Origin of the sequence: Proteus vulgaris (assembly GCF_011045815.1) — a bacterium.
GTDB lineage: Bacteria > Pseudomonadota > Gammaproteobacteria > Enterobacterales > Enterobacteriaceae > Proteus > Proteus vulgaris_B.
Window position 1 is genome coordinate 1,956,773 of the sequence record NZ_CP047344.1, and the last position, 17,029, is coordinate 1,973,801.

Here is a 17,029-nt window from a genome sequence, read left to right on the forward strand (position 1 = left end):
TATTATCGTTTTGTGTTGGTTTTTTATGATAAGAACTGATGAAAATAACAAACGAAATCAATGTTAATATATGTAAAACAGAGAGTTGTGAACATTTTGCTGACGTAATAGAAGATGTTTATATCATCCCTTCTTTTAAATTGGGCTTTCCCGCTGTTTATTGTAATGGTTGTGGTGGTAGCAGTGTATTAATCAATAATGAAGATATAAAAACATTATTAAATCCTTATATTGATTTTTTTAATTTAAATATCAATGAATACTGTCCAAATTGTGATTCATCAGAGAAAATACTTTATGGAAAAACCGCAAAAAGAACAGTACGTTATCAATGCAAAAAGTGTAATGCTGTTTTCTCTCTTAAAAATAATATAGATTTAAAACATCTTTATAATAAAATAATAGAACTCCTTATTTTACAAACACAAACACCAACTTATATTATCAATAATTTAAATATTACCCCCGCTCTGTTTTATCGGAAATTAGCTAAAATTGAACAATTGCTAGAAATAAAAACACGAAAATATGAACAATCTTTGAATAGAAACAAAATCTATAGTTTACAAACAAATGTATTTACTTTGAATTGCCGAAATAATACAAAAAAAGGTTTTTCAAATGAGCTATTTTGGGTTGTAACCTGTTGTTCTAATACAGGTTATGTTTTTCTATCTAGTGTTAATTGGAGTAAGGCTGTCGTGAGTCCTGACAGCCAATATCATAATAATACTAAAAAAGAGATGCTAGATAATACGCAAGGTATATTACTTGATAATATTATTATGCGATATGAACAAATAAATAGTAGAAAAAGTTTTGGACAAATTCAATATACAGAAAAAATTTGTTCTGAACATATTATTGAACCCGTTGTTTTATCACACTTTCACTTTCTTAAATTAAAATTTGTTCTACCAATAAATATCCAAAATCATTTTATTTATCATGATAGTTTTATACGTGGTGGGTGTATGGTGGCCTATGGAAAAGAAATAAAGCGAAAAGAATCTAACCTTTATTATGTAGTTTCAAAAGGAACTCGTTTAACAACTGACTTTTCTTATAGAGGGAGTTATACATTGGGTTGGTGGAGTAATAAATGGTATGAATTTATATCTCAAGATAATCAAGAGCTTTTTTACCTATGTAATTTAGGGTTAAATAAAACAGATGATATTAACTTTTATACTAAAATAGCCCCCTCTCTTGATTATAGTCATTTATTTATTCAATCATTTAAAGAGAAATTTCCGGATGTGTTTTTAAGAAAATTATCGCCTAGTACAGTAAGTTTATTATTGTCTATTTATAGCTTTTATTATAATTATTGTCTTACCAATGAAAACGAAACGCCGGCACAAAAAATAGGATTAATAAAAGAAATGATAACAATGGAAGCGCTATTTACTTAAAATAAAGATGCCTTATTAAAAGTGTTTAACAAAGCATTTTCACATCTAAAATTTATCTATTTATTTTTAATAATAATTTACTACTTTAATCCTTGCCTGTTATTATTTTTTTATTTCAATATTTAGAATAGATAAAGTAAAGTGACTTATAGTGCTATCTAAATCTTCTCTTAATCTTTCTTAAATTTTAGCCATGATAATAAGTGGTGAACTTATATTGATATGTGAATTAGTGATTTAAAAAGAGAATATAATGGACATCAGTTTAAAACCTATAACTTCAGATAATTATGAAGAAATTAGTTTACTTGAAGTAGAAGAATATCAAGAAGATTATATTGCTTCTAATATGTGGTCTTTAGTCGAAGCGGCTTATAATGAAAACTATATTGTCAGAGGAATTTATTTATCAGATAAATCTGTTGGTTTTTTTATGTGGGTGAAAGAAAATCCGTATAAAATTGCTATCTGGCGTTTTATGATAGATAAAGTACATCAAAATAAAGGATTAGGCCGAGAAGCACTACATATTGCCTTAAGTGAAATTAAGCAAGATAAGCAAATCAATGAAATTGAAATTTGTTACAACCCATTAAATCCAGTGGCTAAAAAATTTTATAGTTCTTTTGGTTTTGAAGAGATAGGTCTGGATAAAGATGGTGATGATATGTTGGCAGTCATAAGAGTATAACAAGAAATATAATGATCATAGATTATTGGAATAATGAATTTCAATTATTGAACCAATAATCAATTAAATTTTATTTTAAAAAAAAAGATGATAAGTGAATTTTTATAATAGAGAATTGATCTCTTTAAAATAGAAAAAGGTGCAATTGCACCCTCTTCTATTTTTTATCAACCTGAAAGTCGTAATTATAGCCCCATAACTTGTCTGTTTTTAGGGTAAGAAAGCGTATAATTTAATGGTAAGGATTTTTCTTGTTTTGCCCCTAACGTGATATTCCACTCTATTTCACCTGTATCTTTATCAAGTACGCCATCTTTATAATCAGCGTTTGAGACGTTAATATTATTTTCCTGGCTAAGTGGTAATTGATCGTAAATTGTCACTTTAATTGGCGTGTTATACGTATTTCTTATTTTAATAGTATAGCTTTCTTTTTGTTCTATTGTGGTGCCAATAAAGATGGGTTCTTTCCTTATTTTTTCATTATTAATACGACTAATTTGGATGTTTTTATCTATTCCAAGTGGAATGTTAAGTAATTCTGTTAATTTATTAGTATTAATATAGCTATTACCTACAAAACTATTCATATAGTAGATATTAGCACGGCCATTAAGTAAATTTAAATTTTCCCAGTCTTTGACTTCAGCTTGTAAATAGACTTCTTCAGCTAATTTTGGAGTGGTTAAATAGCGATAATCTGCAACAACTTCTTTTTGATTAATCACTAATGTATTAGGCTCTGTGCTATTTTTTAATGTGTAAGGTAATGCGATAGCGTGGCTTAAATTAATACCATTATTATTGGTTGTCACATACCGCGTTACGCCTTTATTTAATTGTTTTTCATAGCTTTCTTCTCTCATTACTGCAGGGGAAGGTGCTGAAGCCATATCCATGCTCATACTTTTACTTCTAAATTTAGCATTATCATTATAAAGAGCGAGATACCATGGCGATAAAGTGGGTACAGTAATATTTAAAGATGGATTTGTGGATGTTAAAACCAGCTTTACTTTATCCCAATTTAGGCCTGTATTTTGAATAACATCTGCTTTATAGGTAAGTAATATTGGCTTATCCATACCTTGACTTCGAATATCATAAGCGGGAGACCATCCAGCATCTGGTGTTATATAAGATATACGCATTTTACTTGTTAGGTTTTTTGATGTGCCTAAAGATAAAACAATTTGTGTTTTCTCTTGCGCAATAATTGGCATATCGATTTCTAATTTACGTGTTAATTCTTCTAATTGCTCAGTCAGTTTAGCTATTTCTTCACGCGCTGTTTTTTGCTGATTTAAAATAGATGTCATTTTTTGGCTAATAAAATCAAACTTCTGTGATGAATGCTCTAATGTCTGCGTTTCACCAGAGCCAAAAAATGATTGGTCTTTTAGTAAAGCAATTTGTTCATCACCTACATTAATATTGATGTTTAATTCTTCAATTTGCTTATTAATATCTTTCTGTTTTTTCATCAATACTGCAATTTCAGGAGGGTAACTAGGAGCAATAGGAATTTTTTTAACGTTAATGGTGTTAATAATCACATCGTCATTATCAATGCTAATTGATAGGCTTTTGGGATCAAGATTATCCGCAACATTTGATAAAATGACTTCATTCTGTCCTGCTGACAAATTGAGCGTCGTACTATTTTCAAGCTCTGCGCCTCGTAAGAAAATAGTGGCTTGATTAAGTGTTACATCTTGATAAAGCGTTTTAGTTAGCTCTGCTGAGTTAGGTTCATTAGCCAACGCGTTAGATGCACCAATAATCGATAATGTAAAAAGTGACAGAGTGAGTTTATTAGGTTTAATCATCATTTTTATTCTATCCATAGTTGATGAGCAGTGTTGTCAGAATACTAAATAGGGATGCACTATTGCATAAGTATATTGAGATAGTATTGCATCTCTAATAATTTAGATAACAGAATAAACTTAAAGAGGAAATGACATTAGAATATAAGGATCAAGATAAAACAGAGTGTTACAGTATTAGACAGAATAATCATTATAAATAATCAAGATTATCTTAGTAATGGTGAAAGATTTAGTCGTTACTTTATCTTAATTAGTCCTGTTTGGATAAAAATAAGAGAAATATTTTAATGATAAAAATAAAAAGGCAGTTTAAAAGCAAACTGCCTAGGATAAAGATGTTTGATATCGATTTTTATTTAACCACTTCGCCACTATCGATAACAGTTTTACGTACTTTATTAGAGAAATCTTGCGCTTCTTTAATAATCGCTTTCTCATCAACCGTTAATAGTTGACGATCTTCCATTAAAATTTTGCCATCTACAATGGTATGGCGGACATTACTGCCATTTGCACCATACACTAATGCGGCATATGGGCTATACATAGGCACCATATTAGGTGATTTTGTATCAACAACTATGATATCAGCAAGTTTACCTGATTCTAATGAGCCCAATTTATCTTCCATATGCAAGACTTTTGCTGAACCCATAGTCGCCAGCTCTACAACCGTTAAAGGTGGCATTGCAGCACGATCTTTATTTTCTAATTTATGAATTTTACCTACAAGATTCAGTTCATTCATGGTTGTTAGTGTATTACTCGACATTGGACCATCAGTCCCTAGACCGACACGAACACCCTTTTCTAGCATTGTGACGACAGGTGCAACCCCTTTCGCTGATTTTGTATTAGCACTGATATTATGTGCAACGCCAACATCATATTTTTTCAGTAAATCAATATCTTTTTCATCAACCATAATCGCGTGCGCTGCAATAACTTTGTTATTTAACGCCCCAATGTCGGCCATATATTGAACAGGGCTTTTGCCACCTGTACGTTTGGCGATTTCTTCTTGTTCACGGTCTGTTTCAGCTAAATGGATCATTACTGGCACATCTAGCTCAATGGATAATTTGGCAATTTTCTGAAGGTTTTCCGTGGTGTTTGTATAAGGTGCGTGAGGTGCAAAAGCAGGGATAATACGAGGGTGATCTTTATATTCTTTAATAAAATTTACCGCATATTGAATGCCTTCTTCTGGTGTTTTCGCATCTGCAACAGGGAAATTAATAACAGATTCTCCTAATACAGCGCGATTTCCCATTTTATCAACGGTTTTAGCAACTTCATCCTCGAAATAATACATATCAACATAAGTTGTTACGCCACCTTTTACCATCTCGATATTTGCAAGATCAGCGCCTACTCTGACCATTTCACGAGAAACCATTTTGCTTTCAAGCGGGAAAATATAGCGGTGAAGCCTATCTGGAACATCATCCGCTAATGAACGAAACACTGTCATTGAGCCGTGAGTATGAGTATTAATCAACCCAGGCATAACAATATCACCATCAACATCTAGAACTTTATTCGCTTGGTATTCTTTGGAAAGCTCAGGGCCCCCAACGGCAATAATTTTATTTTCTTTTACGACAACAGTACCCTGTTCAATAATTTTATTTTGCTGATCCATAGTTAGAACAGTACCGTCAACTATCATCAAATCAGCCTGTTTTGCAGCGTAACTGGAAAAAGAGACCGCCATTACAGCCAAAGCAAGCATAGATTTAGAAAATGACATCATTACCTCTCGTCTTGATGGAAAAATTTCCCTAAGATTATAAATAAATTCATTGGGTTTTGATATCTAATGAAAGTGAAAGAGATCACCGAATAAATAATTAATTGAAGTTATTATCACTTCTTTCATCTCAATTTCTTGCAGTTGGTCTTATCAATCAAGGAGCAGTTTTAATGAGTAAAACGTTGCAACCTGGTGAAAATACATCACTAAGTGAAAATAAAGGACAAGTTAGAGTCTCTCATGCAGTAGGCAATAACCTTGATATTAATTTGACTGCTTTTTTAGTCACTGAGTCAGGCAAAGTCGTCCATGATGATGACATGGTTTTTTTTAATGCCCCTCATCATTCCTCTGGTGCTGCGTCATTTATTGCACCAGTTACTCAAGGTTCATCGGTTATTCATAGTATTGATTTTGACTTATCTCGTTTGCCTACCAATATTACCAAAATTGCTATTACCTTGACGCAAGATGGAAGCGCTGGTGGTTTTGCTGTTGTGGCGCAATTAAAAGCGCAAGTATTGTTAAATAATGACGTTATTGAATTAGCACCAAGCCAATTTTCGCAAGAAACGGGCATTATTGTTTTAGAACTGTATGTTCGAAATGGGCAAAATAAAGTGCGTGCTGTTTGGCAAGGGTTCGCGTCGGGACTTGCTGGGTTATGTGATCTTTATGGTATTGAGGTTGAGGAGCCCGCCCCCGTTATTGCACCTGTACCGACACCACCAGTTAATATACAAAAAAGCGTGGTGAAACTGACGAAACCAGATAGTAGCCACCGTGTTTCTTTACTAAAAGGGAGTGATGCACCTAAGCGCATTTTAGTCAGTGCAACGTGGATAGATAATGGTGATGGTAAGGATAACGATGATTTAGATCTTCGTGTGGGTATTTTGCGTCCTAATGGTCAAATGTCTATTATTCAAGCGCCAGATAAAAGTGGTGCTTTTAATACTGACCCTTTTGTTTTCCATACTGGTGATGTGGTCAGTGTTAGTCAAGATCAGCCCGGTTGTGAAACAGTTGAAATTAACCCCGCTATTTCTCAATTAATGGGCGGAAAAGTGGCATTAGTTTGTAGTGTTTATTCTGCCATTAGTAATGGCTGTGTTTCTGTTGCATCATTAAAACCGACAATGCGCATGGAATATGGTAATCAAATCGTTGAGTGCTCTTGTGAATACAAAAAAGGTTTTTTCAATAATATGATTTATACCTATGTCATTGGTATTATTGAAATTGATCAAGATGGCATTACATTAAAGCCTTCAGGCGTAACATCAAGAGCAGGCAGTGAAGCCACTCCTTGGTTAACACGTATTGGTGATGAGCTTAAATTAACGATGGATGGTCCTCATGTTTTTAAAGGGAAGAAACCGAGTATTTTAGGCTCAAAGCGTTATGTCTAATCTCATTATAAAGAAGAAATAAGTTAAAGTTTATCTTAAGAAAAACGGGCAATAATATCTATGCCCGTTTGTTTATTTAAAGAGATAATAACCTGTGAAGTTAAGTGCGTCTTTTTTGCTGTAATAGCCACTTATCTAATTCATTAGCAAAAAGCTGGCGGTCGCGTTGGTTTAGGCTTGCAGGCCCTCCCGTTTGAATACCACTGGCTCTCATCGTATCCATAAAATCACGTATATTTAAGCGTTCACGAATAGTTGCTTCAGTATAACGTTCACCTCGAGGATTTAGAGCAACCGCACCCTTTTCAATCACTTCCGCCGCTAATGGGATATCTGCCGTGATCACCAAATCATCTTTATTGGTACGGCGGACGATTTCGTTATCTGCAACATCAAATCCAGCAGAAACTTGTAATGTACGTAAGAAAGGTGATGCAGGTACGATTAATCGTTGATTAGCAACAAAAGTAATAATCACTTTTTCTCTATCTGCTGCACGATATAACACTTCTTTGATTACTTTTGGACATGCATCAGCATCAACCCATATAGGCATAACAACTCTCTCTTGATTATTCTGTATTAAACATTGCATGGTTAAGGCGGTTAAAATAACACAATAATCCTAACTAAGTGATTGTAGCTTTGCTCGTGCTCGTTTTTCTGATTGTTGATTAACCCAAATACTCACTAATATCACAATCATACCGATAATTTGTAAACCAGTTAATTGTTGTCCTAATAATGCCCAGCCTAAAATAACAGCACTAAGTGGACTTAAAAAGCCTAATGATGCCACAGAGCTTGGCCCTAATAATGCCAATCCTCTAAACCAGAAAATATAGGTTAATGCCCCACCAATTAACGTTAAATAAGCTAAGCCTAAAAGATTAATACCCGTTAATGAAGGTAATGCAGGTTCAAATAATAACGCAAGAGGTAATAATACAGCACCACCCGCAGTTAACTGCCATGCGGTAAACGTTAAAGGAGTAACTGGTGGTTGCCAGCGACGACTTAATACAGTACCAGCCGCCATTGATAAAGCACCACCTAATCCTGCAATTATTCCGAGAGGATCAAGGGTTGCATTAGGCGTAAGTATCAATATTGCCACACCTAATATGCCGCCTAATGCTGCTGAAATAGAAAGCCATGATAAACGTGTTTGTAATAACCAATGAGATAAAAATAAGACAATTAAAGGCTGAACCGCCCCTACAGTTGCTGCAACACCACCAGGTAAACGATAAGCCGAAATAAATAATAACCACCAAAATAGTGAGAAATTTAAAATACCCAAAATTATCACACGTAACCACCATATCCCTTGTGGCAGTTGTCTCATAATCATTAATAATAAAATACCAGCAGGTAATGCACGTAATGCAGCCAATGTCATTGGCACGTTTGCAGGCAACATTTCGGTTGTCACAATATACGTACTTCCCCAAACAATAGGAGCTAAAGCGGTTAATAAAAGCGTTGTGTATCGGTTCATAAAGTGACTCAATTTATTTGCCATTGTGATTTATCTTGAGGTCAAGATAAATTGATAATACCTTGACGTCAAGATAAATAATTGACATGATGAATGCATGGACAGAATAGATAGAATTACCGAACAATGGCAGCGTGAACGACCTGATCTTGATATTAGCCCTATGGGGTTAATTGGCCGATTGGGTAATATTACTTTGCATCTTTCCCGCGAAATGGAGAAAGTTTTTTCTCAATTTGGCTTGAATACATCAAGTTTCGATGTGTTAGCCACATTACGACGAGCAGGAAATCCTTATACCCTTTCCCCAGGTGAAATGTTATCAACATTGATGGTTACATCGGGCACAATGACAAATCGCATTGATCAATTAGAAAAAGCAGGCTGGGTTATACGTAAAGTTAATCCGGAAGATGGCCGTAGCTTTTTAGTTTCTTTAACACCACAAGGTTTAGAATTAATTAACCAAGTTATTGAGGCTCATGTTAACAATCAAAAACGTTTGGTTGCGGGTTTATCACAACAAGAACAGCAAGCATTAAATGAATTACTAAAGGTTTTTCTTAATTCTCTAGAATAATGTTTTACCCCCATTCTATTTTCTGCAAGATATTTAATAATAAAGGTAAGTACAGAAACCGAGTGTTTCTACTTACCCTCTTTTCTTTGTTTGCTTAAAAACCCTTCTTTTTATGCCATTTTTGTTTATTTAGGCACCTAATGTGCATGAAGTCACATTTTTACTTTGATTTAAATCAAAGATGTATTCTATTTGCTATTTTTAGGTTGCTGAATACCAAAAGTTAAATTATAAAGCGAATGATAATCATTATTGATCTCATTAAGGTCTATAGCTATGTGTATTCAATTTAAATCTTGCTTCGTATTATCGGCTCTAACCCTCTCACTCTCTCAATACGCCATTGCTGAAACGGCGTTACCTAAAGAAGAAACGCTGGTTGTTACTACAACACGTAGTGCCTCCTCTTTATGGAATAGCCCTGCAACCATTCAAGTCATTGATAAAGAATCATTAAATCAATCAACCGTGTCTTCTATTGCGGATCAATTGCGTGATATTCCTGGTGTTGAAGTGACTGATAATAGCCTCGCAGGCCGTAAACAAATTCGTATTCGTGGTGAAGCCTCATCACGTGTGCTTTTATTGGTGGATGGACAAGAAGTTACCTATCAACGAGGTGGTCAAAACTTTGGTGCGGGTATTTTAATCGATGAATCTGCACTAGAGCGTATTGAAGTGGTTAAAGGTCCCTATTCTGTTCTTTATGGTTCACAAGCTATTGGCGGTGTGGTGAATTTAATCACCCAGAAAGGTGGCGATAAGCCCTTTGGTGGCAATGTTAAAGTTGTTTATGACTCAGCAACGATGGGATGGCGTGAGTCCGCGTTAATTTCAGGCACAATAGGTGATTTTGAATACCGCTTTAATGGGAGTTATGCCGATCATGGTGATCGCGATACTCCTGATGGTCGCTTAGCTAATACTCATTTTAGAAATAATGGTCAAGGGGCATGGTTAGGCTATAAAGTTGATAAACATAAATTTGGGCTTTCACTTGATCGCTATGATTTATCTACGCAATCTTATTATGCTGATGAGGGAAAATATCAAGAATTTAGCGTTAAAGTTCCTAAGCTTGAGCGTGAAAAAATCGGCTTATTTTATGATTATGATATTGATGCTGATTATTTTAAAAAACTTCATATAGATGCTTATACACAGCGAATTGAACGAAAATTTGAAAACCGCGTTGGTGTCGTTACGCCAACAGGCAGTCCAATGATTGGTAATTTAACTGTTAAAAATCGAACACAGTCAGAGGATACACAGAATACTTATGGAATGACTATGCAGGCAAACTTTACGTTACCTGCAAATAATGAACTCATTTTAGGCGCGCAATATCAACAAGATAAAGTAAAACAAACCTCTGTTGGCCAAACATCTTCAAATAGTACAACGGGTTTCCCACCTGCCGTAAACTATGAAAAACAATCTTTGTTACATAATCGCAGTCAGCAAACTAATGTGTCTGTTTTTGCCCAAAATGGTTGGAAAATAACAGAGGATTGGTCATGGACTGTGGGGGCTAGGCAGTATTGGTTAAAATCAGAATTACAAGATGGTGATGAGACTGTTAATCATAATAAAACAGGTACAAGCTATAAGACATTGCCCTCTACATCTGTGAGAGATAATGCTTTTATTGTTTCATCCAATCTACGTTATTCCGGGTTCAAAGATACTGAGTTGCGCCTTGCATTTGCACAAGGTTATGTGTTCCCTACGTTAGTTCAGCAATTTATGAACACAACGGCGGGTGGTGCGGTAACTTATGGTAATCATGATCTTGAGGCTGAACACTCTAATAACGTAGAGTTTGGTGCACGTTATAAAGGTAATAATTGGTATATTGATAGCGCCATTTATTATTCTGAAGCAAAAGATTACATCACCTCAGTCGCTTGTGCTGGGGAACGTATTTGTGAAGGAAATAGCAAAACAGGTCGAGCAGATTACTTCTATTATGACAATATCGACCGTGCGAAAACTTATGGTATGGAAGTAATGGCCCAATATCAAGGTTGGTCAATTACGCCTTATGTTTCTGCCAATGTGATGCGTCGCCAATTTATTAGCCCAACCCTAAAAACATGGGATACAGGGGAACCTACAGTTACAACTCGAGTTGGTGCTAAACATCTCTTATTACTCAATAATATGAATCTAATGTCAGATTTATATTTAAGAGCTGCAACGCAAGCGAAAGATCATAGCAATCCAGAAAATAAACAGCATTACGCTGGTTGGGCAACAGTTAATCTTTCACTTAGTAGTGAGTTTGGCCATAACGATCAATATCGTATTAACTTTGATTTAAATAATATTTTAAATAAGCGTTATCAAACAGCTCATGAATCTATTCCTGCTGCAGGTATTAATGCTGCAGTTGGTCTGACGTGGGCGTTTTAATAATGAAAAAAATATTAATTACCCTCAGTTTGTTATTGTTGCCTTTTAGCTTAACGGCAAAAGAGAATATAAAAAATGACCGTTGGGTCATTGCGGGTGGTTCTATTGTGGAATTAGTTTATGCCATGGATGCTGGCAATAAGCTTGTTGGTGTTGATGAAACCACCTCTTACCCAGAACAAACTCAGGCATTACCCCATATTGGGTATTGGAAACAGCTAAGTATTGAAGGCATTTTGTCTCTGCGCCCTTCTACTTTTGTAACGTGGGATGATGCTGAACCGAAAATGGTCTTACGTCAGCTTGCACAACATAACGTTAAGGTGATCACGTTACCAAGAACGCCAGCAACTTTTGAGTTAATGCTTCAAAACATCCGCACATTAGCCATCTCACTGAATAAACAGCCACAAGGCGATGCGTTAATTGATTCATTACAATCACGTTTAGCCTCTATTCAGGCTAAAAATAATCAAATTAAACAGAAAGTAAAAGTGATGTTCTTTCTTTCACCGGGAGGAGGAATTCCTCAAGTTGCAGGGAAAACCAGTGTCGCAGATGCGATCCTTCAATTAGCGGGTGGTGAAAATATCGCTACACACGAGAATTATCGTATCTATAGCGCAGAGGCCATTATTGCCTCTGATCCAGAGTTAATTGTTATTACGACACAAAGCCAGAAAAACCAAACAGGCACAATAAGAGCGTCTGAAGGATTAGCTTCTGTGCCCGGAGTGTCAATGACTCAAGCATGGAAAAATCAACGCATTATCGAAATTGATCAATCCCTTATTTTGGGAATGGGGCCTCGCATTGTGGATGCCGTAGAGTTATTGCATCAACAGTTTTATCCCACTGATCTAGTAAAAGATAATAAGAGCGAATAATAAGTAGGAATGATTTAATAATGAAAGAGTCAGTCGCAACACATATTATGCCCCCTTCTGCTGAAATTGATCTTACTGCTCACTTCGCTTTAGATGGTGATAGTCCTTTTCGAGATAGACATGCCACCATGCCATGGCGAGGTTCTGTACCTATTGTAAAAGAAGAACATCAATCAACATGGCAAGCCTTATTAGCAAGTAAAACGCCAGCCTGTAAGCGTTTGTTGTATATTCATATCCCTTTTTGTGCAACACATTGCACATTTTGTGGCTTTTATCAAAATAACTATCACGAAGAAGCCTGTACGCGCTATACCAATGCATTATTGCGTGAGATCTCCGCTGAATCAGATAGCTTACTTTATCAATCAGCACCAATTCATGCTGTTTATTTTGGTGGTGGAACCCCTTCTGCGTTATCCGCCAAAGATCTTTATCGTGTGATCACGCATTTGCGCCAATCACTTCCTCTAGCCCCTGACTGCGAAATCACTATTGAAGGTCGAGTTTTAAATTTTGATGATAATCGTATTGATGCTTGTTTAGATGCAGGAGCAAACCGTTTTTCGATAGGTATTCAAACCTTTAACAGTAAAATTCGTAAACGAATGGCGAGAACTTCAACGGGTGAAGAAGCTGCTAAATTTATGAAAGAGCTTTGTTTACGAGATAGTGCTGCCGTAGTGTGTGATTTGTTATTTGGATTACCTGGGCAAGATGCAACGAACTGGCAAGAAGATCTCACTATTGCTCATGATATTGGCTTAGATGGTGTCGATCTCTATGCATTGAACTTATTGCCTAATACACCATTAGGTAAAGCAGTTGAAAATCAACGAATTACTGTGCCCTCACCAATACAAAGACGTGATCTTTATCTTCAAGGTTGTGACTTTATGGAAAATGTGGGCTGGCGCCAGATCAGTAATAGCCATTGGGCAAGAACAACCCGCGAGCGTAATCTTTACAATCTATTAATCAAACAAGGGGCAGATTGCCTAGCTTTTGGCTCGGGTGCTGGTGGCTCTGTTAATGGTTATTCATGGATGATTGAACGTTCGCTTGATAATTATTATCAAAAAATTACAGATAACCAAAAACCCTTAATGATGATGAGCCGTACAACCGATAGTGGTTTTCGTTGGCGTCATGAGTTACAAGCTGGCATTGAGTGCGGGCGTGTTGACTTAGCCAAGTTAAGCCCACAAGCGACTCTACTCTCTCCTTTATTAAATCAATGGTATCAAGCTGGTCTTGTTGAAGACGACTTTCTTTGTATGAAATTAACCAATGAAGGTCGATTTTGGGCAAGTAACTTGCTGACATCCTTACAGCAATTAATTTTGCAATTAAATACGCCTCGTTAATTTTATTACCCTGAATATTAATTAGAAGATGGAAACAACATCATGAATACTGAGTTACAACAATTTTTAATGACTGAGCCTGATGGAACATTGGAAACCATTGCAACACAATTTAATACCACATTGTTGGAGGTTGTGAGACATTTACCATCACGCTCATTAATGAGTGGCGAACAATTCGATACGGTTTGGGAAAGTGTGATGAAATGGGGTAATGTCACCACGCTTGTGCATACTCAAGATGTTATCTTAGAGTTTAGTGGTGAATTACCAAGTGGTTTTCATCGTCATGGCTATTTTAACTTACGGGGTAAAAAAGGAATGACCGGCCATATTAAAGCCGAAAATTGCCAATCCATTGCAATGATCGAACGTAAGTTTATGGGTATGGATACCGCCTCTATTTTATTTTTCAATCAACAAGGCGTTGCTATGTTTAAAATCTTCCTTGGGCGAGATGAACATCGTCAATTATTACCCGAGCAGTTATCAGCTTTCCGTCAATTAGCACAACAATTAAATAAGGAATAATTGCACGTGAAAACTTGGGTTATTTTTGGCGCTGGTGGTAAAGGTATTGGTGCACATATTGCTGATATTGGTGTAGCACAACAACGCCCTATTGTGGCTTTAGTTCGCAATCCAGAAGCGGCAACGCGTTTAGAAACAAAAGGAATAAAAACAGTCGTGGGTGATGCGATAGATCCTGATGCTGTTGACCGCGTATTAACACTAGCTGGAAATGAAGCAGATATCATTTCAACGATGGGGGGAGAAAATGATTATCTTGCGCATAGAACAGTGATTGATACTGCGGAAAAAATGGGTTTTCAACGAATGCTCATGGTTTCTTCTTTAGGCTGTGGTGATAGTTGGGTTGCCTTATCTGACAGAGCAAAAGCTGCTTTTGGGCAAGCCGTTAGAGAAAAATCATTAGCTGAAGTATGGCTGCAAACTAGCCGTTTTGATTATGCAATAGTAAGACCTGGCGGGTTACTGAATGGTGAAGAAACGGGTAAAGCTCAGCTTTATCAATATGAAGAGACTCACGGCTTAGTTAATCGTCGTGATGTTGCACGTTTAGTGGCTCAACTTATGGATGCTGATCTGCTAGATGACCAAGTTTATGCAGTGGTTGAACCGGGCTTAGTACCAACCAAATCATAGATATTAATACCAACAAAATTACCTTAAGAGATGACCTATGTGTTATCTCTTTTTTCTTACTTTAATTATGGATAATTGCTCACATTATGATGAGTTTTCTACTCATAATGAAATTTCCTCAATAGTCATTTGTCACTTTACTGTCTTAATAGGGGTAACTTGTGGCATAATGCGGCCCCATTACCTTTTGTCATTCACTAATAATGAGTATTCGTCTTGTTAATCAGCAATAATATCACTATGCAGTTTGGCTCAAAGCCACTGTTTGAAAACATTTCTGTCAAATTCGGTGGCGGAAATCGCTATGGTTTAATCGGTGCTAACGGTAGCGGTAAATCAACCTTTATGAAAATTTTAGGTGGCGATTTAGTGCCAAGTAGCGGCAACGTATTTCTTGATCCTAATGAGCGTCTTGGTAAATTAAAACAAGACCAATTTGCTTATGAAGAATATACAGTGCTTGATACCGTGATTATGGGTCACACTGAACTTTGGGAAGTTAAACAAGAGCGCGAGCGCATCTATAACTTACCAGAAATGAGTGAAGAAGATGGATTACGAGTTGCCGATCTGGAAGTAAAGTTTGGTGAAATGGACGGTTATACCGTTGAATCTCGTGCTGGCGAATTATTATTAAATGTAGGTATTCCATTAGAGCAACATAATGGCCCTATGAGTGAAGTCGCACCAGGTTGGAAATTACGTGTGTTATTAGCACAAGCCCTATTCGCTGATCCTGATATTTTATTACTGGATGAACCTACGAATAACTTGGATATTGATACTATTCGTTGGCTTGAACAAACGCTAAATGAACGTAACAGTACCATGATCATTATTTCCCATGATCGTCACTTCTTAAATATGGTTTGTACGCACATGGCTGACCTTGACTACGGTGCATTAGCCGTTCATCCGGGTAACTATGATGAATATATGTTTGCTGCAACTCAAGCGCGTGAACGTTTATTAGCGGATAATGCAAAGAAAAAAGCACAGATTAATGAATTACAATCTTTCGTAAGTCGTTTCAGTGCTAATGCATCTAAATCACGACAAGCAACTTCTCGTGCTAAGCAAATTGAAAAAATTCAATTAGCTGAAGTTAAAGCCTCAAGTCGCCAAAACCCATTCATCCGCTTTGAACAAGAGAAAAAATTATTCCGTAATGCGCTTGAAGTGGAAAATATCTCTAAAGGCTATGATGATAATGCCCCACTGTTTAAAGACGTCAATATGATGCTTGAAGTGGGCGAAAAAGTTGCCATTCTAGGTAATAACGGTGTGGGTAAATCGACGATGATTAAAACATTAGTCGGTGAATTAACACCAGATACAGGTCGTTTAAAATGGTCTGAAAACTCAAATATTGGTTATTATGCACAAGATCATGCAACTGATTTTGAAGTAGATATGACTGTATTTGATTGGATGAGCTTATGGATGAAACCAGAAGACGACGAGCAATCTGTACGTAGCGTATTAGGTCGTTTATTGTTCTCTCAAGATGATTTGAAAAAATCAGTTCAAGTTTTATCAGGTGGTGAAAAAGGCAGAATGTTATTTGGTAAGCTGATGATGCAAAAACCAAACATTCTGATTATGGATGAACCAACCAACCACTTAGATATGGAATCTATCGAATCACTGAATATGGCATTAGAACTTTATCAAGGTACTTTGATTTTTGTTTCTCATGACCGCGAATTCGTAAGTTCATTAGCAAATCGTATTATTGAAATTACACCTGAAAAAGTGATTAATTTCCAAGGTACTTATGATGAGTTCCTTGCCAAAAAAGGTATTACACTTTAATTTCATAGCAAAATTAAAGTAATAAGCAAACAAAGGCTTGATAACTATTTATCAGGCCTTTTTATTGCATTAATTAATAAAATAATCATTGTCGTATTTTATTTAAAAAGAGCACAATATTTACTAAATAAAAGCTCCTTTAATCACTCTCCCTCTATTTTATTTCACTCATGACTTCTTCTATTTTTACG

Annotated in this window: 14 protein-coding genes; 10 read left to right on the forward strand and 4 right to left on the reverse strand. The window is 36.0% G+C overall.

The genetic code is table 11. From position 1 onward, the window contains the following. Positions 1-38: 38 nt before the first annotated feature. Positions 39-1,415, forward strand: coding sequence for an IS1 family transposase (locus tag GTH24_RS09350; protein ID WP_164526313.1), 1,377 nt, complete (start codon positions 39-41; stop codon positions 1,413-1,415). Positions 1,416-1,668: 253 nt separating this feature from the next. Further along, positions 1,669-2,106, forward strand: coding sequence for a GNAT family N-acetyltransferase (locus tag GTH24_RS09355; RefSeq protein ID WP_115349734.1), 438 nt, complete (start codon positions 1,669-1,671; stop codon positions 2,104-2,106). A 185-nt stretch (positions 2,107-2,291) separates the two neighbouring features. Here GTH24_RS09355 and GTH24_RS09360 read toward each other — a convergent pair whose 3' ends face one another. Further along, positions 2,292-3,938: a DUF4139 domain-containing protein gene (locus GTH24_RS09360; protein WP_241254068.1), complete on the reverse strand. Its 1,647-nt coding sequence runs from the start codon at positions 3,936-3,938 to the stop codon at positions 2,292-2,294. A 352-nt stretch (positions 3,939-4,290) separates the two neighbouring features. Further along, positions 4,291-5,691: an amidohydrolase gene (locus tag GTH24_RS09365; protein ID WP_164526315.1), complete on the reverse strand. Its 1,401-nt coding sequence runs from the start codon at positions 5,689-5,691 to the stop codon at positions 4,291-4,293. A 173-nt stretch (positions 5,692-5,864) separates the two neighbouring features. Between GTH24_RS09365 and GTH24_RS09370 the strand changes: the two genes are divergently transcribed. After that, positions 5,865-7,106 (forward strand): TerD family protein, encoded by a 1,242-nt coding sequence (locus GTH24_RS09370; protein ID WP_072068071.1) that lies wholly within the window; start codon positions 5,865-5,867, stop codon positions 7,104-7,106. A 100-nt stretch (positions 7,107-7,206) separates the two neighbouring features. On the opposite strand, the gene GTH24_RS09375 is transcribed toward GTH24_RS09370, so the two are convergent. Next, complete coding sequence (locus GTH24_RS09375; RefSeq protein WP_072068072.1) at positions 7,207-7,662, reverse strand: YaiI/YqxD family protein; 456 nt, start codon at positions 7,660-7,662, stop codon at positions 7,207-7,209. 69 nt (positions 7,663-7,731) lie between these two features. Further along, entirely contained in the window at positions 7,732-8,607 is an 876-nt protein-coding gene (locus tag GTH24_RS09380; protein WP_072068073.1) for an EamA family transporter, read from the reverse strand. Positions 8,608-8,704: 97 nt separating this feature from the next. On the opposite strand from GTH24_RS09380, the gene GTH24_RS09385 reads away from it, so the two are divergent. From GTH24_RS09385 to GTH24_RS09415, 7 genes are all read left to right on the forward strand, one after another. Continuing rightward, positions 8,705-9,187 (forward strand): MarR family winged helix-turn-helix transcriptional regulator, encoded by a 483-nt coding sequence (locus tag GTH24_RS09385; RefSeq protein ID WP_072068074.1) that lies wholly within the window; start codon positions 8,705-8,707, stop codon positions 9,185-9,187. A 276-nt stretch (positions 9,188-9,463) separates the two neighbouring features. After that, entirely contained in the window at positions 9,464-11,602 is a 2,139-nt protein-coding gene (locus GTH24_RS09390) for a TonB-dependent receptor plug domain-containing protein (RefSeq protein ID WP_164526316.1), read from the forward strand. 2 nt (positions 11,603-11,604) lie between these two features. Beyond that, on the forward strand, positions 11,605-12,489 hold the full coding sequence (locus tag GTH24_RS09395; RefSeq protein WP_072068075.1) for a heme/hemin ABC transporter substrate-binding protein: 885 nt from the start codon (positions 11,605-11,607) through the stop codon (positions 12,487-12,489). A gap of 20 nt (positions 12,490-12,509) precedes the next feature. Then, positions 12,510-13,856, forward strand: a complete 1,347-nt coding sequence (gene hutW / locus GTH24_RS09400; RefSeq protein ID WP_431311720.1) for a heme anaerobic degradation radical SAM methyltransferase ChuW/HutW — start codon at positions 12,510-12,512, stop codon at positions 13,854-13,856. A gap of 42 nt (positions 13,857-13,898) precedes the next feature. Then, on the forward strand, positions 13,899-14,387 hold the full coding sequence (hutX, locus tag GTH24_RS09405) for a heme utilization cystosolic carrier protein HutX (RefSeq protein WP_404932755.1): 489 nt from the start codon (positions 13,899-13,901) through the stop codon (positions 14,385-14,387). 6 nt (positions 14,388-14,393) lie between these two features. Continuing rightward, a complete protein-coding gene (locus GTH24_RS09410) occupies positions 14,394-15,023 on the forward strand; it encodes an NAD(P)H-binding protein (protein WP_072068077.1) in 630 nt (209 codons plus the stop codon). A gap of 216 nt (positions 15,024-15,239) precedes the next feature. Beyond that, entirely contained in the window at positions 15,240-16,838 is a 1,599-nt protein-coding gene (locus GTH24_RS09415; RefSeq protein WP_072068078.1) for an ABC-F family ATPase, read from the forward strand. Positions 16,839-17,029: the final 191 nt, after the last annotated feature.

Coding starts and splice junctions, on each gene's coding strand:
- GTH24_RS09355 (WP_115349734.1), top strand. CDS start 1,669: ATGGACATCAGTTTAAAACCTATAACTTCAGATAATTATGAAGAAATT.
- GTH24_RS09350 (WP_164526313.1), top strand. CDS start 39: ATGAAAATAACAAACGAAATCAATGTTAATATATGTAAAACAGAGAGT.
- hutW (WP_431311720.1), top strand. CDS start 12,510: ATGAAAGAGTCAGTCGCAACACATATTATGCCCCCTTCTGCTGAAATT.
- GTH24_RS09390 (WP_164526316.1), top strand. CDS start 9,464: ATGTGTATTCAATTTAAATCTTGCTTCGTATTATCGGCTCTAACCCTC.
- GTH24_RS09375 (WP_072068072.1), bottom strand. CDS start 7,662: ATGCCTATATGGGTTGATGCTGATGCATGTCCAAAAGTAATCAAAGAA.
- GTH24_RS09395 (WP_072068075.1), top strand. CDS start 11,605: ATGAAAAAAATATTAATTACCCTCAGTTTGTTATTGTTGCCTTTTAGC.
- GTH24_RS09365 (WP_164526315.1), bottom strand. CDS start 5,691: ATGTCATTTTCTAAATCTATGCTTGCTTTGGCTGTAATGGCGGTCTCT.
- hutX (WP_404932755.1), top strand. CDS start 13,899: ATGAATACTGAGTTACAACAATTTTTAATGACTGAGCCTGATGGAACA.
- GTH24_RS09385 (WP_072068074.1), top strand. CDS start 8,705: ATGGACAGAATAGATAGAATTACCGAACAATGGCAGCGTGAACGACCT.
- GTH24_RS09360 (WP_241254068.1), bottom strand. CDS start 3,938: ATGATGATTAAACCTAATAAACTCACTCTGTCACTTTTTACATTATCG.
- GTH24_RS09380 (WP_072068073.1), bottom strand. CDS start 8,607: ATGAACCGATACACAACGCTTTTATTAACCGCTTTAGCTCCTATTGTT.
- GTH24_RS09370 (WP_072068071.1), top strand. CDS start 5,865: ATGAGTAAAACGTTGCAACCTGGTGAAAATACATCACTAAGTGAAAAT.